Genomic DNA, 25,045 nt, shown 5'->3' with positions numbered 1-25,045 from the left:
AAAGATGAAAAAAAAAATAGGTGTAGTTTTTATTATTCTTAGTGTGTATTTTCCTTTAGAAATAATAGGGCAAGAAAATATATTAGCAAAAGAAAGTGCAGTTTCTATAGCATTAGAAAATAACTATGGTATTAAAATGGCAAAAAACAGAGCCGAAATTGCCAAGAATAACAAAAGCGTTCTTAATACAGGATATTTGCCAACGCTTACAGGAAATGCTGGGGCTAATTATAATGATTTAATAAATAGTACCACAGAATACCCTGGTCAGTTTGAAACTGATGGGACACCAAGGGCAGATATTGAAATTAAAGATGCAGAATCTCAAACCTATAATGCTGGGTTAGCAATTAATTACACTCTTTTTGATGGTTTAGGCCGTTTATATAATTATAAGAGATTAAAAGAACAACATGCCTTAAGTAAATTACAGGCAAGAGAAACAATTGAAAACACAGTAATACAATTGTTTAGTGTGTATTATGAAGTAGCAAGATTAGAAGAAAATAAAAAAGTTTTAGAACAAGCACTAAAAATTTCTAAACAAAGAATGACAAGAGAAGAATATAGTTTTGAATATGGACAAAGTACTAAGTTAGATGTATTAAATGCTCAAGTAGATGTTACTAATGATAGTATAAATGTAATGACTACAAAACAATCTTTGTACAATGCAAAGAGAGATTTAAATGTAGTTCTTAATCAAGATTTAAATGCTTTTTATATGGTAGACACTTTAGTGCATTTTTTGCCTAAGCTACAATTAGAAGAGTATATAAAAAAAGCACAAGAAAATAATATAAACTTATTAATTGTAAATAAAGGATTAAAAATTAATGATTACGATATTAAGGTTAATAAATCTGGATATTTACCAACCGTAGGTTTAACAGGTTCTTATGGCTGGAACTTAAATCAAAGTGCACCTTTTTCTTTTATTCCAGGACAAGTATTCCCAGGGACCAATAGAACTTCCTATAATATAGCGTTAGGAGCAAGTTTATCTTGGAATATTTTTGATGGTGGAGGAACTTCGGTTAGAGTAAAAAATGCTAAAATAGCCCAACAAAATCAAGAGCTTTTAGAAAAACAAATAACTTTAGAGGTTAATAGAGATATTGAAAATGCACTAGGAATTTATGAAAACCGACTGCGTATATTTAAAATTCAAGAACAAAATGTTATTACAAATAAAAATAATTTTGAGCGTTCTAAAGAACAATTTCAATTAGGAAGAATAACATCTATAGAATTTAGACAAGCGCAGATTAACTTATTAAATGCGCAGACCAATAAAAATTTAGCTAAGTATGATGCAAAATTATCAGAATTACAATTATTACAGTTAACAGGGCAACTTTTAAACGTTCCTTTTTAATAAGAAAATTATGGAAGAGCATTTTTTTCAATGTCCATATTGTTGGGAACAAATTTCTATGCTACTAGACAATTCCATACCAAACCAAACCTATGTAGAGGATTGTGAGGTATGTTGTAATCCTATAGAAATAACACCTGTATTTTTAAATAAAGAACTACAAAGCGTTACTGCAAATAGTATAGAGCAGTAAACAAATATCTTTAATCCATTATTTTTATTTTACCTCCAAACATTTTGTCTTTTTCTATGTTTTTGGGGTTACCATAAATGTAAATATAGCCGCCTGCTTTTACTTTCGCTTCAACATTGTCACTAGCTTTAACATCGGCTCTTCCGCCTGCCATAACAACTACATTAGTATCTTTTGTCTCTAGGTTTTTGTTGAATGCTTTACCACCTGTATTTACATTAATCTCTTGTTTGTTAGCATTTCCAGAAAGTGTAATTTCACTACCAGAGATAGATTTTATATACACACTTTCTAAGTCTACTTTTAAATCTACTTTTCCTCCTTCTTGGCCTTTTATTTGTGTATAATTTCCTTTAAAAGTCTCCTCTGAAGTAACTTTAGCGTTCTCATTAGCATCTATTAAACTAAGGCTTTCAGTATAGTATAAAGTTGCTTTTGCTTCTCCGCCATCAAGAAAATTATCAAATTCCATACGTACTTTTAATAATCCATTTTTATTAGAAATACTTACCTCATCTTTATCATCACCAGTAATTACTATCTTGTTAACATTGCTTTTTACAAGACTAACAATAATGCGGTCATATACTTTTAGTTGGGTAAATTTTTTTAAATCTTTTGTGTTTTTTCTTTGAGCAGTAACTGTAAAAGAAATAAATGCAATTAAAAATAGGCTTAAAATATTTTTCATTTTATTTTTTATTTAGGTTCTTTATTTTATGGAATTACAAATTATGTTCCAAAATTCGCAGAACTTCTATAAAAGAAGTAGATAAACAAATTTACAACATATTAAAGTAGATTTATTTTAGGAAGAAAGATTAACAATTTTTTAAAAAATATGCTATAAAAAATAAGCCCCAGAGGTATATAACTTCTGAGGCTTTTCCAATTATTTGTGATGGCAGAAGGATTCGAACCTTCGACCGCCTGCTTAGAAGGCAGGTGCTCTATCCAGCTGAGCTATGCCACCATTCTTTAAATGGTGCGGCGAAGGTAATAAAAATATAGATTTTTAAAAGAAAAATTATTAAATAATTTATCCTTTTTTTAAAGTCACTTATTAATAAACTTAAAAAAATCTTAAGTGTTTGATAATTAGAAAACTAAGATCTTTTTATTGCTTTTAAAAGAGTTTGCCTATGAATAGATTTTATTTTTCTAAGTATTAAGAATACAAATATTATAGTTTTATAGAAAACATTTTAGCTTTAAAACTAACACTAAAATGAGTTTTCTTTTTCTTTTTTAATGGTTTTACCCTATAATGCACAAATTAAATAGATTGATTTTCTTACATTTACTAGGTGTGTTTCGCTTTAAAAGGTAAGTATGATTCGAACAAAGAGCAATATTTCAAATTGGTTAGGAAATCTTGATGGAGATACTACAATAGATGAATTTTTTTTTGATGGTCTTTGGGGAATAAATCTTGCCATTTCAGAAGATTTTTGGTTTAGTCAAAAATTTTGTAATACTTTGGAGTATACATCAGAAAAAGTATTTACTAATAAAAAAACCTTACTTTCTTTAATTCATAATGAAGACAGAGAACATTTTATTTCTGTTTGTAATAAAATTAAAAATGATTCTGATACTCTTAATTGCACGATAAGATTTTATGCCAAAAGGGGAATTGTTTGGATGAAATTACGAGGAAAAATAATAAGCCAAGAAGAAGGTAATTGTAAAATATTAGGTTCTGCAATTTCAGTAACACAAATCAAAGAAAAAGAACAAGAGTTAGAGCAAAAAGTAAACTACTATAAAAATATAATTAAAGGAGGTAATGTAGCCACTTGGGAACTTAATTACAATACTGGTGTAGTTAGTGTTAATGAGAATTATTCAAAAATTTTAGGATATAAAGTCTCTGAATTAGATTCATTAACTATAGAGAGTTGGAGTAGTTTAATGCATCCTGAGGATAAAGATAGTATGCATAAAGTATACGCCTCTATATTAGAAAACATAGATACTTGTGATAATGAATTGCGATTAAAACATAAAAAAGGGCATTGGGTTTGGGTTATAAGTTCTGGAAAATTAACAGATGTTAACGAGGATGGTACTCCAAAATTAGCTTCTGGTTTTTTATATGATATTACTTCTAGAAAAACAAATGAACTTTTACTTTTAGATTACTCTAATATTATAAAAAAAATAAATCATGTAGCTAAAATAGGATTATGGGATATAGTTATTAATTATAATGAAGTATTTGACTCATCTATAACAATAGATGATAGTTTTAAAGAACTAACTGAGATTCCAAATGGCTTTCATCCAACACTTAGTAAATCTATAGATATAATAAAAGGAAAAGAAAACAAAAAGGAGTACAAGGCTACCATAGAAAGAGCAATTAAATATGGGGAAGACTATGATGTTATTTACCCAATTTTAACAAGAGTAGCAAAGAAAACAAAATGGGTTAGGATAATAGGAATGTCTGAATTTAAAAATGGGAAGTGTATTCGTTTATTTGGGTTTTTATTAGATGTTGATAAGGAAACAAGATTATCACAAACCTTAGCATTTAAAGAAGAGGAATTTAGACAAACTTTTAATCAAGCAACTATAGGCATGGGGGTTGTAGATTTAGAAAATAATTTAAAAGAAGCCAATAATAGTCTTGTTAATATATTTGAGTATACTAAAGAAGAGGCTTATAAAGTACCTTATGAGAGTATAATGCATCCTGAGGATTATAATATTACAATGCCATTAATTCAGGAGGTAATACAAGGAAGGCGAAATTTTTTCTCTAGAGAGGTAAGAGGGGTTACCAAATTTGGAAAAGAAATATGGGTGTTTATGAATTTGTCGGCTATAAAGAATGACAAAGGGGAACTTATACATTTATTAATCCAAATGTTAGATGTAACAGAAAAAAAGAAAACAGAACTTAAACTAGCAGATTACTCTAATTTAATGGCGCGTATAAATACCGCTGCTAAAATAGGTATATGGGAGTTAAATTTAGAAAATAATAAAGTTTATTGGGACGTTAACATAAAAAAGATGCTTGGGGTACCAGCAGATTATATCGCAACACTAGAAGAGGATATATCATATTTTAAAGAAGGATATTCTAGAGATACAATTACACTTGCTGTTAAAAATGCTTTAGAAAAAGGAGTAGGTTTTGATGTGTTTTTAGAGGTTTTTTCTAAACCAAGGAATAAGTATATATGGGCAAGAACTACAGGAATTGTAGAGTTTTCTAAAGGAAAATGTAATAGATTATATGGTTTTTTCCAAGATGTAGATAAAAAGACTAGAGTTTCTAAAGAATTAACAATTAAAGAAGAAGAACTTCGTAACACTTTTAACCAAGCATCTATAGGAATGGCATTTATAGGGCAAGAAGCCAAAGTGTTAAAAGTAAATAATTCGTTATCAAAAATTGTAGGTTATTCTAAAGACGAATTATTAAGATTAACTTATGGTAGTTTAGCACACCCAGAAGATAAAGAAAAAACAAAGATTTTATTAAATGATGTTTCTACAAATAAAAAAAGCTCTGTAAAAGGGGAAATAAGAATTATACATAAAGATGGGCGCATAATATGGGTAACGCTTGTAATTTCTGCTGTAAAAAATGATAGCGGAAAGCTAGTGCACATGTTACTACAAGTTCATGATACAACAAAAAATAAATTACTTACAGAAAATTTAAAAGAACATAATAATCGTCTAGTAAATTTTGCACACATAGTTTCTCATAACCTACGCTCACACGCTAGTAATATATCTATGCTCTTAGATTTAACAGGCAAAGATTTTCCAAAAATAATGGAGAACCAATTTCTTAAAAATATAAAAATAGTATCTGATAATATGAATGATACTATTTATGATCTTAACAAAATTGTAGAAATAAAATCTAATATTAGTGCAAGTTTGTCTTCTTATAAACTTATAGATTTTGTAGACAAATCTATCCAAAACACTAATTCATTAATAAAAGAGGCAAATGCAAAAATAGCTATAGATGTTCCCAAAGGCATATCTGTATTGGCAATACAGGCTTATTTAGAAAGTATTGTACTTAATTTAATTACAAATGCAATAAAGTATAGAATGCCTGATCGCCGCTTAAAAATATATATTACTGCAAAGATAGAGTGGGACAATGTAGTTTTTAGTGTAGAAGACAATGGTTTGGGAATAGATTTAAATAAGCATGGTGATAAACTGTTTGGATTATATAAAGTTTTTCATGCGCACAAAGATGCTAAAGGAATTGGGTTATTTCTTGTTAAGAACCAACTGGAGGCTATGGGCGGTAAAATTAAAGTAGAAAGTAAAGAACATTTAGGAACCAAGTTCACAACATATTTTAAAATAGGATGAGTATAGAAACTATTTGTATAATAGATGACGATCCAATTTTTGTTTTTGGAACCAAGATTTTATTGAAGAATAATAATTTTTGCGATACAATTTTGGTAAGTAATAACGGTGAAGAAGGCCTAGAATGTTTAAAGTCCTTTTTTAAAGAAAATAATAAACTTCCTGAGTTAATTTTTCTAGACTTAAATATGCCAGTTTTAGATGGATGGGGATTTTTGGGTGCATTTAAAGAATCTTTTAAAGAAGTAAATACAAAAATTTATATTCTAAGTTCTTCCATAGATTCTAGGGATATTGAGCGTGCTAAGGAATATTTTTTGGTAAAAGATTTTATAGCTAAGCCTCTTACAGATAGTATTATTACGGATTTAAAAAATAATTTTCAATAGTGTATTGAAAGTATAATACAATTACAACATGGTATTAGCATATGCCATAATAAGCTTTGTGATTTTGTATAATTTGTAATTATAAAGCAAATTCTAATTTTATCCGTATTATTTTTAGGAATCTTAACTTCTTCTTGCTCAAAGAAAAAAGAAGAAGAATCTTTAGTTTTTACTGTAATATATTTTAATATGCTTGTAAAAGAAACTAAACCTGTTGATGTAATTACATTAGCAAACGGAGTTTGTGAAAATACCTAGCCGTTGTTTGAAGCTAAACGAACAGCGGAAGAACCAATTATTTTAACTGTAGACTAAAAGAATGTATTATTTATACTTTTACTAACCCAGGGCGTCACGAGCCAGATACTTAGGTTACAATTTATGGCAAAAATAATAGTAGGCTAACTTGGGTTAAACTAAGGCAAATTCTATTCATTTACTACAATAACAAAAGAAACAGATGAATTAATTTTTTCTAGAGTAGGAGTAAATGATCTAGAAAATAATTTAAGAAGAGATGCAGGGTTAATTATTCTACGACCAAAACACAGAATACACTTTTTGTTTCCACTGTAGAACCACATGGAAACTATAGTACAGTTTCGGAATTTGCGGTAAATGCAAATACTATCTCAAGTATTTAATGTGTTTGTATTACCAATGGTAATTATAGGAATATTATTAATCCTAGACAATATGATAATTATGAAAGAAAATAAGACAAGTATTTGGATAAAAGCAGGGTTATGGCTTGCTCTTATTTTTGCCTGCGTTGTTTCTTATAATTGGGTTTTAGGAATACTAGAGCTTTTTTAAAAACTATTAAATTTTTGTATGAGTTCTTAAGTAATATATCCTTATTCAAGCAAAGGCTATTAGTCTTCTTTCTTTTAGTACCGAATTGTTGATGCTAGTCCATTTAATAAACTAGTGTAATTATGTAAATAAAAACTAGATTTTTCCATTAGTATATTAATAATTTTAGTAGAAGGCAAGGTATTGGAAAAAAGAAAATTTGAAGAACATATATTTAAAAAAAGAAAAATTAAACTAAGGGGTAAATAATAAAACCTTATATAAAATCATTGTTAAAAACTCCAAAACTTAAATGGTAAAAGGTGTAACTTAATAATGCTAAATTATCTTTATACTTTTAAATAGGAATTAAAAAATATCTGCACATATAGGTAACTAGTAAAACTAGTTGTTACAATAAAAATTCTAACAAATGCTTAATTTGTATTAAAGCAATACTGGTCTTTGAAGTAGTTTTACAGCTATTCATTTTTTAAAATTAATTATTCATGAAGAGTACTCTAAAGCATCGTTATATTTCGGTAATATTATTTTTATTTTTTAACATTATATTCTCGCAAAACAATTTATTAGAAAAAATAATTCCAAAAGTTTCTGATAAAAAAATAGATAGTATTCTAATGTTGCTAACGCTAGAAGAAAAAGTAGCTATGTGCCATGCACAATCAAAGTTTAGCACAAAGGGTGTTGAAAGATTAGGTATTCCAGAAATATGGATGTCTGACGGTCCCCATGGCGTTAGAGCAGAAATAAGCTGGGATTCATGGAACTATGCTGGTTGGACCAATGATTCTATAACTGCTTTTCCTGCGCTTACATGTTTAGCAGCAACATTTAACCCTAAGTTATCTTCTCAGTTTGGTGTTAGTATAGGTGAAGAAGCACTTTATAGAGAGAAAGATGTATTATTAGGACCAGGTGTAAATATATACAGAACACCTTTAAACGGAAGAAACTTTGAGTATTTAGGGGAGGATCCGTATCTAGCTTCAAAAATGGTAGTTCCATATATTAAAGGTGTACAAAAAAATGGGGTTGCTGCTTGTGTAAAGCATTTTGCTTTAAACAATCAAGAACATTTGCGAAATACTATTAACGTAGAAGTTAGTGATAGAGCTTTGTATGAGATATATTTGCCTGCATTTAAAGCAGCTGTACTAGAAGGAAAAGTATGGACTATTATGGGTGCTTACAATAAATTTAGAGGTACATATACTACTCATAATCCTACACTTTATAAAATATTGAAGAAAGACTGGGGGTTTGATGGAGTAGTAATAAGCGATTGGAGTTCTGCTCATTCTACTAAAGAAGCAGCACTTTATGGATTAGATATTGAAATGGGAACAGGTACCGATGGGTTAGGGTCAAACTCTAAAAACCATTATGATAATTATTTTTTAGCAAACCCATTTTTAGAATTATTAAAATCAGGAGATATTTCGGAGTCAATTATTAACGATAAGGTTCGAAGAATTTTGCGTTTAAGATATCGTACTAATATGAATTTAAGTAGAGGCTTTGGTAGAATAAATAATAAGGAACACCATGATGTTGCTAAAAAAGTAGCTACAGAAGGCATTGTATTGTTAAAAAATGAAAATAATTTTTTCCCTATTGAAGACAAAGAAGGTTTAACTATTGCCGTTATTGGTGAAAATGCTACACGTTCTATGACAGCAGGCGGAGGTTCTTCAGAACTAAAACCTCAATTTGAAATTTCACCACTTGAAGGCTTAAAACAACGCTACAAAAAAGCTAAAATAATTCATGCCATGGGTTATGCAACCGGACCATCTGTTTATGATAATGTAATTCCATCTAAATTTAATCAAGATTCTCTTAGAGTAGAAGCCTTAGGAATCGCAAAAAAAGCAGATATTATATTGTACATTGGCGGACTTAACAAAAGCCATTTGCAAGATTGTGAAGGTGATGACAGGCAGTCTTATAAATTACCATATAATCAAGAAGAATTAATAGATCAATTAAAAGCTATAAATCCCAAATTAGGAATGCTTTTAGTAACAGGAAATGCTGTAGATATGCCTTGGTTATCTAAAATTGATGGGTTATTACAAACATGGTATTTAGGTAGTATGGCTGGTCATGCTATTGCAGATGTTGTTAGTGGAGATGTAAATCCTTCAGGGAAATTACCTTTTTCATTTCCAAAGAAATTAAAAGACAATGGCGCTCATTTTTATGGTGAATTATCGTACCCTGGAGACGGTACAAATCAATATTACAAAGAAGACATTTTAGTTGGTTACCGTTGGCATGACACAAAAGAAATTGAACCACAATATGCTTTTGGTTTTGGTTTATCTTATACAAATTTTAACCTTTCTGAAATTGAAACTAATAAAACAAAATATTCCTTACATGATACTATAAATGTATCATGTAAAGTAACTAATACAGGAGAAATTAAAGGTTCCGAAGTTGTTCAAATCTATATAGGAAAAGAAAAATCTAAAGTTAAACGTGCTTTAAAAGAATTAAAAGGTTTTGAAAAAGTAAATCTTGACAAAGGAGATTCAAAAATTATTAATATAAGTATTCCTATAAGTTCATTAGCTTTTTATGATGAATCTATTTCTAATTGGAATATTGAAAAAGGAACTTATACAGTTTACGTAGGTAATGCTTCTAACAACGTTACTAAAACCATAACAATAAGTGTTAAGTAATTTTAACACTACACTAAAAAAAACATATCCCCATTACAATTATCTTTAAAATCTCAGGTTAGGTTACTAATCTGAGATTTTTCTTTGATTTTAAAACGTATTTATTTTTGGTGCCTGAGAAATATTTTTAATAGAATTTAAGAATGTTAAATGACTCTTTTTTTACATGGTTCCTTTCTCTAAAAAAGAGTTCTAGTACTTTAATATATTTTACTGTTTTATAAAAATGATATTTAGAAAAAGAAATGAATTACGCATTTATTCTTCATCAAAAAATGGTTTCAGTAATTTAAATAAGTGTGTAATAGAAAAAAAGTCATAAACCAATAAGCGAACCTTACTGCGTATAAAAAATGTAATCAGTGCAAAGAAATAACATCTTTAGGCTATAAATTCTTTAAATAAATATTGCGTAAAATTTTTAATCTTAGCGCAAAAAAAATCGCCTGAAAATTTCTCTCCAGACGATCCTCCAATACTAACAAAACTCAATCTAATCCCTCTAAAAACCCTGTATGGGCACTTTTAATTTCAAATTTATTATTATATAATAATGGCCAGTCATCTCCTGGATGATTTAAATCTGTACTAAAAGGTATCCAAGACTCATTGTCTTTAAATCCCCACACTGTTAAGGCATATTTATTTGCCTTAGGAAGTGCATTATATATTGTAACAATCTCTTTATATTTATCTTTTTGAGCCAAATTTCTTTCCTCTGTAAGGTGAGTGATATCATTATTTTGATTCACTTGAATATCCAACTCAGAAACATGAACTTTTAACCCTAAAACAACAGCTCTATTAATATCGGTTTCTATTTGTTCTTTAGTAGGGCTTAAGTAAGTATTGTGCATCTGAAAACCAACACCGTCAATAAGGTTACTTGTCATTAAATCATCTACGATACTAAACACTTTGTCCTGTTTAGGGATATTAGTTGATGTAGCATAATCATTGTAGAACAATATTAAGTTGGTGTCACCAGCTGCATTTGCAGCATCTCTGGCCCATTGGTAGCAATCTTTAATGTAATTGGCTCCCATTTTTTGGAGAAAAATAGTGTTTCTCATAGTACCATTATCATCAACTGCTTCATTTACTACATCCCATGACTGTATCTTTCCAGCGTAGCGAGTAACTACATCTGTGATGTATTTTTTTACTTCTAATGCAAATTCAGAATCTGTGCCCGAAAAATTAGATAACCAATCAGGTACTGCATTATGCCATACTAAAGCATGGCCATGAACATTAATCCCATTATCATTTCCGTATTGAACTATTTTATCAGCAGCACTCCAATTATAAGTTCCGCTCCCTGTAGATATTGGATTCATTTTCATTTCATACTCAGCTGTAATACTACTAAATTCATTTTTTAGCACTGTATCATAACTACTCCCTTCTGTTAGTTGATTGGATTTTACTGCCACCCCTACATAAAAAGGGTTTTCTAAAGCGTTTGCTTTAACCTTTAAGAAAGTTGGGTCTTCAGCTTGGACACCGGTAGTAGTAACTGTTATAACATTAGAGTTATTAGAAATTTCAGCACCTTTCTTAGCTCTTACTCTATAATAGTATGTAAGACCCGGAGAAAGTCCAGTAACTTCAACCGTACTTCCACTTTTTTCTAGCGTATTATACCCGGTAACAAAAGTAGAAAAACTGTTGGATGTAGAAACATCAATCAAATAGCTTTCCGCTTCGGGTAATATAACCCAATTTACATTGAAAGAAGTATTTGTAATATTGCTTGCATTTGAAGCAAAAGGAGTTCCTAAAACAGTATCTGGCTCAGGAGGGGGATTACTGCCATTTTTGCTACAGCCCAATAGCAATGTAAACATCATTAAAAAAGCTATTCCTAGTATTTTTTTGTGATTAATTATCATTTTTTTATTTATAAAAAAGGTTACTAGGTTTAAAAATAGTAACCTTTTGTTCTATTTTACATCTAATTACTCCGCTACTCTAAATTTAATATCGTCAAATTTCACGCTTGATGCAGTACCGTTATTAGGTAAAGAGACTTTTACTTGTAATACACCAGATGGATCAACTTTTTCTGTATCCGTTGCAGCATTCCCAGGGTTGTAATTAGATCCAAATTGATCTAAACTAACTGAAACTTCTTGCCACCCACTAGTCGTAACGGTAAAATTATAAGCCCAAGTATCTAGAATCACATCAAAAGACGAACCTGCATCTGCATTTACCATCATTTTGAAAGTTACTTTAGATGCTTCAGTAGCTGAACTAGGTAAAAAAGCTCCAGCTTCATTATTTTGACATCCATTATACCCATTTGCTGTTGCTCCATTATAATCATATTGGGCACAATTACCAGTCTCACCTACTGCTGTTACAGACAAATCACCTGCATCACCATAAAACCCCCAAGTACTAGTGTACAAACCATTGCCGTCAAAATCTTCAAACAAGTAATCTACAAATCCAAAATTAATATCAACGAACGTAGTGTTTCCGATACCAGGACCTGGCTCCACGATTGCCGTGCTTCCTGCATTGGTTGTAATAACAACATGCTGCCCTTCGGTTGCATCAGTAGGCACTATAAAGTATATTTCTTGATCCGAAACTAGATTATACTCTATTGGTTCCCCTCCAAAAGTTACTGATTGAATACCTATAAACCAATTGCCTTTTATGGTTACTTTTTCACCAAGTTTAGGATTAGGTATGCTTAAATTATCGAAAACTGGTGTAGGTTGTATAATATTTATTTGAGAATCAACTTCCCCATTCGCTGTTATGAACTTTATAGGCTGAACACCAAAATTATATGGATCTTCAAAATCATAATTAGGTATATTGAAAAAGATCGCATTTTCAGAATTCAAATTAGGATTAAAAGATACTTCCAATGTATTATCCAGAATAATTTTTTCCAAACCAGCTAAATTTGTGCCTTCAATCTTAAGCAACTCACCAGGAGTACCTGATGCATTAGGATTTGTTTGCGAAGAAAAAGTCGCTATTATTGGTATTTCAACTTCATCTTCTGAACATGAAAATAACGTAAGGCCAAAAATTGCCGTAACTAAATATATTTTTATCAAATTTTTCATAATTGTAGTTTAAAAATTAAAAGGAACCGGTTCAGCTGTCAAATTCTCATTGATACTTATAGCACCCGATGGTAGCGGCATAGAAAAGAAATCATCTGTTGGAGTTACTTTAATGGAATTCAACTCTGTTCTGGCGTCATCACCATAAAAACCTCGCTCTTGGGCAGCGATTTCTGCTAATGCATCCGCTCTATTTCTACGTTGTAAATCAAAATAATATTGCCCTTCCAATAAAAATTCTATTCTTCTTTCTTTAAATAAACTGGCTTGAGTTATGGTACTTACCGAACTTAAACCTGCACGTGAACGTACCCTATTAAAAGCTGATAGTGCTTCACCATCTGAGGTAGAAGCATTGTCTGCTAATTTAGCTTCGGCCATCATTAATAAAATATCTGCATATCTTAGCATATTTGTGTTTTGATCTGTTCGCATGAAGCAAACATTATATCCATCATCTGGCGAACCAACAATATATTTTCTGAAGTTTAATGCGGTCTGAGAAGGTAACTTGTCGAATGTATATCCCCCTTTTTTACTTAATAGCTCAGGATATACATCGCCATCTATCATAACAGAGGGTTTTCTCCTTTTATCTCCATCTTCGTACAATCCTGGCAGATCAATGGTAGGCATATAAGAACCCCAGCCATCTCCACCTCCGGTTATACCAGAGCCAGATGGTACTATAAAGGCTTGTTCGGTATTCTGCGTACCCCATTCATTACAATTAACTGTCCATTGTAATGAGAACAAACTCTCTATGCTATTGTTAAAATTTGGGTTGTTAAATAAATTTCCATATTCTTCTAGCAAATCGAACTTGCCACTTTCTATAACCCCTCTACATAAATTGGCAGCCTCATCATATTTTTTTAAATTTAATTTCACTTTTGCCAACATACCCATGGCAGAGTATTTGCCAATTCTTCCTGTTTTTGGTTCTGTTGTCAATTTTTCTACGGCATCTGCCAAATCTATCTCGATGAATTTATAAACATCAGACTCTAAATTCCTATTGGCATTTATCCCATCGGAGTTTTCGTCAAAAATTGGAACGGCCCCCCAAATTCTTACTAAATAGTAATAGGCTGTGGCTCTCATGAACTTAGACACCCCAATACCTTGGTTATAAGCATCTTCGGGGATATTATCTTTGTCCCTGATCAAATCTTGTATTAATGAATTAGATTGGTTCACTACAGAAAATAACGCTGTCCAATTACTATTCAGGACAGCATTATCATTTAAAACAGATGCTTCTGCAAATGGTCTAAATTCACCATCGTTAGCCCATACATTACCAGCATAGGTGTCTCCTTGGGTTATCATACCCTTAAAGTTATAATCGAACCATCCTTTTGTATACAATCCATTTTGAATGCCTTCATAAGGGGATGCTCCAGGAGGTAAACAGTCTACACATAATGAATTCTCCGATCTTAACTCGGTGAAATCATCTGAACATGATACTATGGAAAGTATGACAGTCAATAATATCAATACTTTTTTTATTTGTTTTTTCATAATAATCAATTTTAAATTTTTAAAATGTTAGATTAACACCTAAGGTTATGGTCTTTGCTAAAGGGTATCTACCCACATCTAAACCAGCATATCTTATGTCTGAATTTCTGCTTCCAATTTCTGGATCTAGACCAGAATATTTAGTGAAAGTAAATAAATTTTGTCCTGAAAGGTATAGCCTCGCCTTAGTAAAGAGGTTAGTTTTGCTTAAAAACTCGGGACTTAAATTATATCCCATTGTAATGTTTTGGATTCTTAAATAAGAACCGTCTTCTACAAAGCGATCAGATACTCTTGTATTTGAATTACCGTTTGCTAAATCAATTCTTGGAATATTGGTATTTTGAGCAATATTTGCTTCATCATCCAAAGTAACTCCATCTGGTAAATAATTTACAACAAAGTGATTTAGAGCATCGGTAGATTGATTTTCTCCCAAGAAACGTAATGCTTCGGTGTAAAATCTATTTTGATTGTATATTTTATTACCATATGATCCATTTAATACAACACTTAAATCAAAGTTCTTATAGGTAACATTATTATTAACACTAAAAGTAAATTTAGGAAGAGCAGATCCTATATACGTTCTGTCGTCAAGGGTAATTTCGCCATCGTTATTTAAATCTTTGAATTTAATATCTCCCACACTGGTTTTTCCTGGAACTTGAACAGCACTTTCATCAACTTCTTGTTGGGTTCTAAAAATACCATCTGTGACATAACCATAAATTTGTCCTAAAGATTGTCCTTCTTCAACATAACTATATAATAATTCTCCGTCCGATTGCGGTATGTTTGCCGTTAATGGTTTTGTACCTCCATAGAATTCTGTTAATTCGTTGGTGAATGTTGAATATATAAAAGTAGAATTCCATGAAAAATCATCAGTTTCATAATTTCTTGTGTTCAACTTTATATCTAACCCTTTATTAACCATTTCACCAATGTTTTCATAAGGTAAAACTCTACCTGCTGTTCTATCATCTGCTGGTCTTTGAATTAATAAATCTGAAGATTTCTTTTGATATAAGTCAAGATCTAATCTAATGGCATTATCTAACAAGCCAATTTCCAAACCAATATTCGTAGATTTCAAAGTTTCCCACTTAATATCAGGGTTCCCGTCTACTGAATAAACATAGGATAGCCCACTAGATGAAGGAACGGCAGAAAACTGTGTTTGATATAAAAAGCTAGGAATATTTTGATTACCAACTTCACCATAACCTGCGCGTAATTTTAAATAATTTATTGGACCCGATGAAGATTTCATGAAGTTTTCATTTGAAATGGTCCAAGCACCAGAAAGTGCAGGAAAATATCCCCATTTATTATTTGGTCCAAAGTTTGAAGATGCATCAGCTCTCATAGAAGCTGTTAAGTAATACTTACTATCATAATTGTAATTTGCTCTTGCAATATAGGATTGCATTGCCCAAGCAAAACTTTGGTTGTCTACTTCTGATGTCGATTTTAACCCTAAAACTAAGTTGTCAAACTCATTGTTCCCTTCTAAATCTCTTCTGGAACCTCTTAAATACTCAAAATTACTTTTTTGTCTTTCTTGGCCTAAGACTACATTTATATTATGTTTATCCAAAGCGTTGTTGTATGTTAAAAAGTTTTTAACAGTCCAATAGTAACCTTGATCTTGCTGTTTAAGCGATGAATTTACTTCATTTGCAGCGGTACCAATGTTTTCATATGTAGGAATGAATACTCTACTGTCTCCTGCATTTAAATCATATCCTAATTCACTTCTAAAAGTTAAATTTTTTAAGAATGCTATTTCAGCGAATAAGTTACCATTAATCTTAAATTTTTTATCAATATTGTTAACGAATTCTGAATAAGCAACAGGGTTTACCGCTTCATAATTATTAGAAGCACCATTTACACCACCCCCAGGAGCGCCATAACTGCCGTCTGGATACCTAACTGGTATTAAAGGGCTTAATCGTAAAGCTGAAGAAACAATACCACCCCTATCATCATTCTTTACAATACGTTGTTTAACATTACTTAATGATATATTGTTACCTACTTTGAACCAATCATTAACTTTTGTTTCGATATTTAAACGCATTGAAATTCTTTCAAAATCTGTATTAACAATAACGCCTTCTTGATTAAAATAGCCAAGCGATGTGTAATATCGTGTTCCATCTTTTTCTCCAGAAACTGCAAGTTGGTTATTTGTAATTAGTGCACTTCTAAAAATTTCTTCTTGCCAATTTGTACCTTCACCTAGCAAACTAGGATCTTGAAATATAAAAGGAACATCTCTATTATCAGATTTTAAAAGATCACTCGTATATTGGGCATATTGTTGCAAATTCATCATGTCGTTATATTTAGTAACACTTTGAATACCCGTATAATTATCAAAAGAAATAGTAGTTTTACCTCTTTTTCCTTTTTTTGTTGTTATTAAAACAACTCCATTAGAACCATTAGCCCCATAGATAGCTGTAGCAGATGCATCTTTTAAAATATCTATTGATTCAATGTCTGACATATTTAAACCAGATAAGGCGGAATTAACATTTTGCCCAGAACCACCTCCTGTAGCAGATCCTAGGTCTAAAGAGGTATTATTTCTATCTGCAAAAATCGGAGTGCCATCGATAACATATAAGGGTTCATTTCCATAAAGAGATGTTATACCTCTAATTTTTATAGAAACGCCTCCTCCGGGTGCTCCAGAATTCTGGGATACTGTGACACCAGCTGCTTTACCTGTTAAGGCCTGGTCAACAGAAGAAAAAGGCTGGTCTTTTAACTCATCAACAGAAACAGAAGATATTGCTCCTGTTAGATCCTTTCTCTTAGAAGTACCATAACCAATTAATACTACTTCATCTAATTCTGAAGCATCTTCTGATAAAGAAATGTTTATAACATTATTCCTTTTATATTCAATTTCTTGTGTAGCAAATCCTAAGTAACTAAATACTAAAACATTATTTTTGCTTACATTGTTAATTATATATTTTCCGTCAAAATCTGTTGACGTGCCGTTTGCGGTGTTTTTTAAAATTACATTTACTCCGGGTATCGGAACACCTGCTTTATCTGTAACTAAACCAGAGACCGTATTGGTCTGTGAAAAGGCATTTTGTATGCATAATATGGTCAGTACAATACCTAAAAATTTTAATTTTATCATATTAGTTAGTTTAAGTTATTAATTTAGTTGAATAGTTAATTATTTTTTTAATATTATTCTTTTCTCCAGTACATTTGTTGTATGGGTATTTGAAAGACCTTTAAAACCTGGTTGTTTTCCGCCAACGGTTAACACTAAAGTTCCTGGTTCCATTATAGTTTTACCATCTTCATTTATTAAAGCGTACTTTTTTGGATTTATATTATAGCTGAGTTTTTTTGTTTCGCCAGCTTTTAAATGAACTCTTTTGAACTCTACTAAAGTTCTTATAGCTGCATTCTCTTTTCCTTCATGAGAAATGTATAATTGTACCACTTCATCCCCTTCAATTGCTCCAGTATTTTTTACATTAACACTCACTTCAATATCGTGGCCAATACTAACTATTTTAGGAATGTTTAGATTGGAATATGTAAAATTCGTGTAACTTAAACCATGTCCAAAAGGAAACAACGGGTCTCCTTTAAAGTATTTATAGGTTCTGTTTTCTATGTTGTAATTTTTAAAATCGGGCAAATCGTTTACCGATTTATAAAAAGTTACAGGTAGCCTTCCTGCAGGATTATAATCTCCAAACAAAACATCTGCAATAGCGTTACCTCCAAATTCTCCAGGGTACCATGCTTCTAAAATGGCAGGAACATTATCTGCTGCCCAATTTACAGCCAAAGCACTACCGTTCATTAAAACCAAGATAGTTGGCTTACCTAGCGCCTGAATTTTTTTCATTAACTCAATTTGAGTTTTTGGTAATGTAATATCTGAACGATCACCCTTATCAAAGCCTTCTAGTAAAACAGGCATTTCTTCCCCTTCAATTGATGGAGAGAGACCTAAGCATAAGATAACTACTTCAGATTTTTTTGCAGCTTTAATGGCGGGAGTTATTAAATCTTGGTCTGTTTTAGCCCATACCAGTTGTGCTTGAGGGTCTGCATGGTAATTAAAATATTCAATTTTTATAGTATTAGATTTTCCTTTAACTAATTCAACATCAAAATATTTTGTTTTTGGCTCATGATCATCACTAAATTTAAACTGCAAAGAATCATTAAAATATAATTTTCCACCACTACTAGCTTTTAATCCAATTCTGTAATTACCACTTTCTTTAGGAACTAATTCTCCAGTCCATCTCACTGAAAAATCATCTTTTTCTATATTGTCTAATGGTCTTTTAGTTACCCAAGTAAAGTCTATTGTTTTATCGGTTCTAGTAAACTCTGGCTGTCCTTCCCAATTTCTATTTTTATAATAATCACCTTTTAAACCTTTAGAGTCTCCATTTTTAAGAACCGTATTTGGTACAGGTGTTAACATTGGCCAACCTATAGCTAAATCACTTCCTAAGGCATAATTTATTGTAGCATTAGGTAATTTATTTTTAATAGCTAAAAGCGGAGTAATATTGTTTTTTGAAGTCCCGTGGTAGTTTCCTAATAAGGCCTGATCTGAATTAGCATTTGGGCCTATTACAGCTATAGACTTAATGTTTTTACTTAATGGTAATGTATTATTATCATTTTTTAAAAGTACCATAGACTCCCTAGCTACTTTTTCAGATAAATCATAATGATGTTTACTTGTAACAACTTCATAAGGAATTTTTGACCATTTTACTTTTTCATCTGGATCAAACATTCCTAATTTAAAACGTGCAGTAAATAATCTAGATAAAGCAATATCAATTTTACTTTCATCTATTAATTCTTTTAAAACGGCTTCACTTAAACTTGGGTCGTAAACACTTCCGCAATTTAAATCCGTTCCTCTGTCTATAGCTAGTGCAGCAGCTTCTTCCGGTGTCTCAACCAAATCGTGTTTATTGGGTTCCCAGAAATCATTAATTGCCCAACAATCAGATACCACATAACCATCAAAAGCCCAATCGTCTCTTAATATCTTATTTAATAATAAGTTGCTGCCACAGCAGGCTTCGTCTCTATATCTATTATATGCACACATAACAGAATGTACTTTTGCCTCTTTTATAGCAGCCTCAAATGCGGGTAAATATGTTTCATAAAGATCTTTATTAGATGTTTGGTAATTGTCTTCATGTCTAGATTTTTCTGGACCGCTGTGCACTGCAAAATGCTTTGCAGTTGCAATTACTTTATAATGATTTTCGTCATCTCCTTGAAGCCCTTTTATATAATTAACACCTATTCTACTAGTTAAATAAGGGTCTTCTCCATATGTTTCTTGACCTCTTCCCCATCTAGGATCTCTAAAAATGTTGATGTTAGGTGTCCAAAACGTAAGCCCTTGATATATACCTCTTTTACCTTCTGAAACGAATTTATGATGCTTAGCTCTTGCTTCGTCTGAAACTACTTCTCCCATTTCAAAAATTAAATCAGGGTTCCATGTAGATCCCATGCCAATACCTTGAGGAAAAACAGTGGCTTCACCTGCTCTTGCAACCCCATGTAAACATTCATTCCACCAATTATATTCTGGAACACCTAACCGCTCTATTGCTGGTGCATCATAACGCATTTGAGAAACTTTCTCTTTCAACGTCATTTGATTTATTAAATCTTCAACTCGTTCTTGCACATTTAGAGCTGTATTTTGAAATTTAAATTCACTACTGTTGTTAGTGTTTTTACATGATAGGATTCCTAATAATCCAATTAAAAAAAATATTGAGAGCTTATTTTTTTTTATTTTATGCGTATTAATCATTTTTACTTTACATTTTTTGAAGGTGGAAATTGTTACTGTATTTAAATAAAAAAGAAGAAGAAAAATAGCATAAGTCCAACTAATGCTATTATAAGTATTACTTCTATTAACTCTTTTTTTTTAGAGGATTTAATTTTCATGATAAAATCAAATTTATATAAAAGGTTTAGTGCTATTTATTAATTGTTAAGCATTTGTTAATACTTTTTAAGCATTTTGCGTAAGACAGGTTCATATGCTGTGTTTTTTACAAAAAAGTGCATAATAATTTACACTAATGTTATCACGTTTTTTAAAAGAATAATGTGCTTTTAAATAAAGTATAAGGGGTACGTATTATTACAAATAGAATGTTCTTAATAGATTAAATTTTTATAAGGATTAGTTTTTTAACTGTTTGGGATGTACTGATGAAAAAAAGGATATTATTTTGCCTAGGTATAGACTTTGTAAAACAGAAAAGATTGATAGATTATATAATGCTAAAAGAAAAAATAAGATTACACTTATAGTTATTTAAGAGTCAGATTATAATCTATATACTATAAAAAATTATTGCTGGAGATCATTACCTTCTACTTCTGTTGGAAGTATTCCATAATAGTTTTTAAAACACCTTGTAAAATAAGAGTGAGACGAAAAGCCTACTTTGAAAGATACTTCGCCCACATTTGCACTGCCTATTTCTAAAATTTGTTTAGCCTTTTGAAGCCTTATATTTCTCAAAAATTCATTTGCAGTTTGGCTTGTTAGGGCTTTAATTTTTCTGTAAAATTGACTCTTGCTTAAGTTTAATTCTGAAGCTAAAATTTCTACACTTAATTCTGGATTACTAATATTTTCATTTATATAATTAAGAACTTTTTCAATAAATTCTTTATCTAAAGAAGTTGTGTTTACATTATTTGGGAGTTCACTTATTACACTAAAATATTTATTAAAAATTAGCTTTCTGCTTGTAATTAGCTGGGCTAATCGTAATCTTAGAAGTCTTAAATTAAAAGGTTTAACCATATATGCATCTGCACCAAGCTCTATACCTTCCATTCTATTATTTATTCTAGCTTTTGCAGTAAGCATTAGTAGTGGAATATGACTGGTTTTAATGTCACTTTTTATTTTTTTACAAAAAAGGAATCCATCCATTTTTGGCATAATTACATCTGTAATAATTACATCTGGTAGTATTTTTTCAGCTATTTCTAAGCCTTCAAAACCATTTTTAGCGGTGTAAATTTTGTATTCATTTTTAAGTTCTTCTTTTAAATAATTTTGAAGCTCTAAATTATCTTCTACAATCAATAATGTATTTAGTTTAGATTTGTTTTTTAGTTCATTAGATTCTAAGTCTTTTTCTTCATTTATTATGTGTTCTCTAATAAAAACTTCATCTTTATCATCTTGAACATCTATTACCAATTCGTTTTTTTTAAAGTGTGTTTTCCCTATTGGTAAGTAAATTTTAAAACTAGTTCCTTTACCAAATTCACTTTTAACCTTTATACTACCTTTATGTAATTCAACAAAACTTTTTACCACCTCTAAACCAATTCCAGTTCCTCCATAATATGTTTTGTTTAAATTTTCTACTTGATAAAATCTATCGAATATTTTTTCTACTTGTTTTTCGTCAATTCCTGGGCCAGAATCTGAAATAACAATTTGTGCCACATTAACTGGGTTATAATCACTAACTAAGGGAAGTATGATTTTATCTTGCTTTATACAAACTTCCACATCAATTGTGCCTGCATTTGGAGTAACTTTAATTGCATTTGAAAGTAAATTAAAAATTACTTTTTCTAACATACTTTTATCTGCCCAAACAAAGATGTCAGGATTTGTAGTGTCTACAGATAATGATATGTTTTTTAATAAGGCTTCTTCTTTAAAATGACTCGCAACATCTTTTAAAAGTACAACAAGATTTAGATTACATGCTTTTATTCTAACTTTATTTAATTCAAGCTTTCTAAAATCTAGGAGCTCAGTTATTAACCTATGTAGCCTGTCCGTATTTTTGTGAACTGTGTTAAGCTTTGTTTTTACTATTTGTGGAATATTTAAACTTTTGTCGCTTAGAATATCTTCTAATGGGTTGATTATTAAGGTTAAAGGTGTTCTAAATTCGTGTGAAATATTGGTGAAAAATTGAAATTTTTTTTCATTTAGCTCCTCCTTTTGTTTCCTAGTTTTCCTTTCATAACTAAGTAATTGTTTTTCTTGTATTCTTTCTTGAGTTACCTTGTTTAATAAAAACAATGCCAATAAAAATAATGCTATATAACCAAATAATGCCCAATTTGTTTTCCACCAAGGGGATAATATTGTTATTGTTAGGCTTTTTGGTGTCTCATTCCAAACACCATCGTTATTAGCAGCTTTTAATTTAAATATATAAGTGCCATAATCTAAATTTGTATATGTCGCATTTCGTATATTACCAACGTAATTCCATGAATTTTCTAACCCTTCCAAATAATATGCAAACTGATTTTTTTCTGGCCTAGTATAGTTAACTGCTGTATAATCAATAGTAAAAACAGATTGCTTGTGATTTAGTATTATATTGTTAGTTTCGGATATAACTTTATTTAAAGGGCTTTTTTCTTTATTAGGAATTACCTTTTTATTAAACAATTTAAAATCTGTTAAATAAACAGATGGTAAAGTTATATTTGTTTTAATATTGTCTGGATTAAAATAGTCTACGCCTTGATAGTTTCCGAAATACAAATTACCTTCTTTGTCCTTAAGTGAGGAGTTTATATTAAAATCGTTTGATAGCAAACCATCATTATACGTGAAATTGGTGAAAATTTCTTTTTCTATATCATATTTATACAAACCAGAATTACTACTTATCCATAAATTACCAACATTATTTTCTTCAATGCTAGCTATATTTTCTCCTAAAAGTCCATTTTGTTTATTATACCAACTAAAGGTTTCTTCTTTAATGTTTAACATACATAACCCCGCTCCTCTGGTTCCAATCCAAATTTTTTGTTTGTCTGATGATTCACAAAGTGTTGTTATGTGACTTGAAGTAATTTTATTACTAAACTCTTCAGCCATTTTATTTTCGTAGGAGGTAACATAAAGTTTATTATTAGATCCTATAACTACTTTAAATAAACCTTGGGTTGATCCTACCCATATATTTTGCCTTGCGTCTACAAGAATCTTTCTAACATCAACATTGATTAGGTTGTTAACTATAAAAGGTTCTGAATTATAGTGCGTAATTTTTTTTGTAATTGGATTAAAGGAGTGCAATCCTTTGTAGAAACTACCAATCCATATAGTTCCTTGTTTATCTTCCGTAATACTCATAATAGTATTAGATGCTAAATCCCCTCCAGTATTTTCACTAGTATAATTTATAAATTTTCTAGAGCCTTTTGGCAAGAGAAAAATACCATCATTCCAACTACCTAACCAAATATTTTTTTTGCTGTCTATAAAAATACACTCTATATAATCGCTTTTTAACCCAGAATAGGAGCCACTTTCAGTTGTATTAACATGAGAAAAACTGTGAGTTTTTAAGTCATAAATATCAACGCCACCTCCATCAAGACTAATCCATAACCTGCCTTGTTCATCTTGAATTAAACCAGTTACGGATGGATTGGATAAAGAACTGTTATTATTTTTTACACTTTCAATGTGATTAAATTTATCAAATAGATCATCATATATGCCAACGCCACTATTGTAATATCCCATCCAAATTCTGTTATCTTTATCTCTAAAAAGGGACCAGATGGAATTAGACAATATGCTTTTTTCGTCCTTTTTGTCATTTAAGTACTTGTTTACTATTTTTCCATTAGAATTTACATGAAAAAGACCATCATTTTCACTCCCACAAAGTATACTCCCATCAGATAGTTTAACTAATGCAAGTAGTCTTTTATTTGTTATTTTAGATGTAACTATATCATAGCGTGAAGGTTCTGGGCCTAAATACTTTAAACTTATTAAACCTTCAGATTCTGTTCCTACCCATATATTTTTATGATCTATTATAAGTGAATTTACGGTGTTGCGTATTACCCCTTTTTTATTGTTAACTTTGGTGAGGCTAAATTTATTTAGTTTAGAATTATACTCTAATAAACCAGAATTTGTTCCAGCAAATATTTTGCCTTCTGCATTACATTTTAAATCAAAAACCTTGAAAAATGAATTACTAATTTCTTTAGTTATAGAGACTTTTTCGACCTTTAAAGTACTAAGGTTTAATTTATATATACCTTTGCCAAAAGTTCCTATAAATAAATTATTATTATGGTCTCCGCATAAACTGCGAATAGATAGAATTTCTTTTTTTTTAGTTTTAATATTATTAATAGGCACTCTTTTAAACTGATCTAAATTTCTATCATATAGATTTAAACCTTCTTCTGTTCCAAACCATAATCGGTTTTCTTTGTCTAAAAATGAGCTATAAATAAGACTACTACTAATTGACGTACTATCTATAGAAGAATGTTTATAGTTTACATAATCTATTCCATCAAAACGGTTTAATCCCACGCCTGCAGTTCCAAGCCAAATAAAGCCATAATGATCCTGTATAATAGTTGTTACTGCTACTTTTGAATCTCCTTGTTTTATGTTAACAAAATCAAATTTTTCAATTTTACTCTGTGAATATAAATTTAGACTCAAAAAGCATAGACAAATATATAAGTAAGTATATTTCATACTATGACTTTTTCAACAA

The 25,045-nt window shown here is 30.5% G+C and carries 13 protein-coding genes and 1 tRNA gene; 6 read left to right on the top strand and 8 right to left on the bottom strand.

The annotated features are described in order from the left end of the window. The first annotated feature begins 4 nt into the window (after positions 1-4). The gene (locus tag Q0945_RS12725) at positions 5-1,378 is read left to right on the top strand and encodes a TolC family protein (protein ID WP_299435119.1); all 1,374 of its coding nucleotides are present in this window, start codon (positions 5-7) and stop codon (positions 1,376-1,378) included. Positions 1,379-1,388: 10 nt separating this feature from the next. Further along, positions 1,389-1,571 carry a CPXCG motif-containing cysteine-rich protein gene (locus Q0945_RS12720; RefSeq protein WP_299435117.1) on the top strand — a complete coding sequence of 61 codons (183 nt, stop codon included), beginning with the start codon at positions 1,389-1,391 and terminating at the stop codon, positions 1,569-1,571. A 10-nt stretch (positions 1,572-1,581) separates the two neighbouring features. Here the strand turns inward: Q0945_RS12720 and Q0945_RS12715 are convergent, their stop codons facing one another. Both Q0945_RS12715 and Q0945_RS12710 read right to left on the bottom strand, forming a co-directional pair. Further along, a complete protein-coding gene (locus tag Q0945_RS12715; RefSeq protein WP_299435115.1) occupies positions 1,582-2,262 on the bottom strand; it encodes a head GIN domain-containing protein in 681 nt (226 codons plus the stop codon). A 208-nt stretch (positions 2,263-2,470) separates the two neighbouring features. Next, positions 2,471-2,544 (bottom strand) — tRNA-Arg (locus Q0945_RS12710). Between the two features lie 359 nt (positions 2,545-2,903). Between Q0945_RS12710 and Q0945_RS12705 the strand changes: the two genes are divergently transcribed. The 4 genes from Q0945_RS12705 (at position 2,904) to Q0945_RS12690 (ending at position 9,828) form a co-directional block, all read left to right on the top strand. Beyond that, on the top strand, positions 2,904-5,930 hold the full coding sequence (locus Q0945_RS12705) for a PAS domain-containing protein (RefSeq protein WP_299435113.1): 3,027 nt from the start codon (positions 2,904-2,906) through the stop codon (positions 5,928-5,930). Further along, complete coding sequence (locus tag Q0945_RS12700) at positions 5,927-6,319, top strand: response regulator (protein ID WP_299435111.1); 393 nt, start codon at positions 5,927-5,929, stop codon at positions 6,317-6,319. The genes Q0945_RS12705 and Q0945_RS12700 overlap by 4 nt, the downstream gene beginning before the upstream one ends. A 618-nt stretch (positions 6,320-6,937) precedes the next feature. Beyond that, positions 6,938-7,135, top strand: coding sequence for a hypothetical protein (locus Q0945_RS12695; RefSeq protein ID WP_299435109.1), 198 nt, complete (start codon positions 6,938-6,940; stop codon positions 7,133-7,135). A gap of 488 nt (positions 7,136-7,623) precedes the next feature. Then, a complete protein-coding gene (locus tag Q0945_RS12690) occupies positions 7,624-9,828 on the top strand; it encodes a glycoside hydrolase family 3 C-terminal domain-containing protein (protein ID WP_299435107.1) in 2,205 nt (734 codons plus the stop codon). 488 nt (positions 9,829-10,316) lie between these two features. Here Q0945_RS12690 and Q0945_RS12685 read toward each other — a convergent pair whose 3' ends face one another. The 6 genes from Q0945_RS12685 to Q0945_RS12660 form a co-directional block, all read right to left on the bottom strand. After that, on the bottom strand, positions 10,317-11,723 hold the full coding sequence (locus tag Q0945_RS12685) for an endo-1,4-beta-xylanase (protein WP_299435105.1): 1,407 nt from the start codon (positions 11,721-11,723) through the stop codon (positions 10,317-10,319). Between the two features lie 66 nt (positions 11,724-11,789). Beyond that, entirely contained in the window at positions 11,790-12,920 is a 1,131-nt protein-coding gene (locus Q0945_RS12680; protein WP_299435103.1) for an IPT/TIG domain-containing protein, read from the bottom strand. Positions 12,921-12,929: 9 nt separating this feature from the next. Further along, entirely contained in the window at positions 12,930-14,447 is a 1,518-nt protein-coding gene (locus tag Q0945_RS12675) for a RagB/SusD family nutrient uptake outer membrane protein (RefSeq protein ID WP_299435101.1), read from the bottom strand. Between the two features lie 19 nt (positions 14,448-14,466). Further along, positions 14,467-17,619, bottom strand: a complete 3,153-nt coding sequence (locus Q0945_RS12670) for a TonB-dependent receptor (RefSeq protein WP_299435099.1) — start codon at positions 17,617-17,619, stop codon at positions 14,467-14,469. A 39-nt stretch (positions 17,620-17,658) separates the two neighbouring features. Then, positions 17,659-20,310, bottom strand: a complete 2,652-nt coding sequence (locus Q0945_RS12665) for a glycoside hydrolase family 3 C-terminal domain-containing protein (RefSeq protein WP_299435097.1) — start codon at positions 20,308-20,310, stop codon at positions 17,659-17,661. Positions 20,311-20,862: 552 nt separating this feature from the next. Next, on the bottom strand, positions 20,863-25,026 hold the full coding sequence (locus Q0945_RS12660) for a two-component regulator propeller domain-containing protein (protein ID WP_299435095.1): 4,164 nt from the start codon (positions 25,024-25,026) through the stop codon (positions 20,863-20,865). Positions 25,027-25,045: the final 19 nt, after the last annotated feature.

Source organism: uncultured Maribacter sp., from assembly GCF_947500405.1.
In the GTDB taxonomy this organism is placed as follows: domain Bacteria; phylum Bacteroidota; class Bacteroidia; order Flavobacteriales; family Flavobacteriaceae; genus Maribacter_B.
The sequence above is the reverse complement of the archived record's forward strand: the minus strand, read 5'-3'. Positions and strand labels throughout refer to the sequence as shown.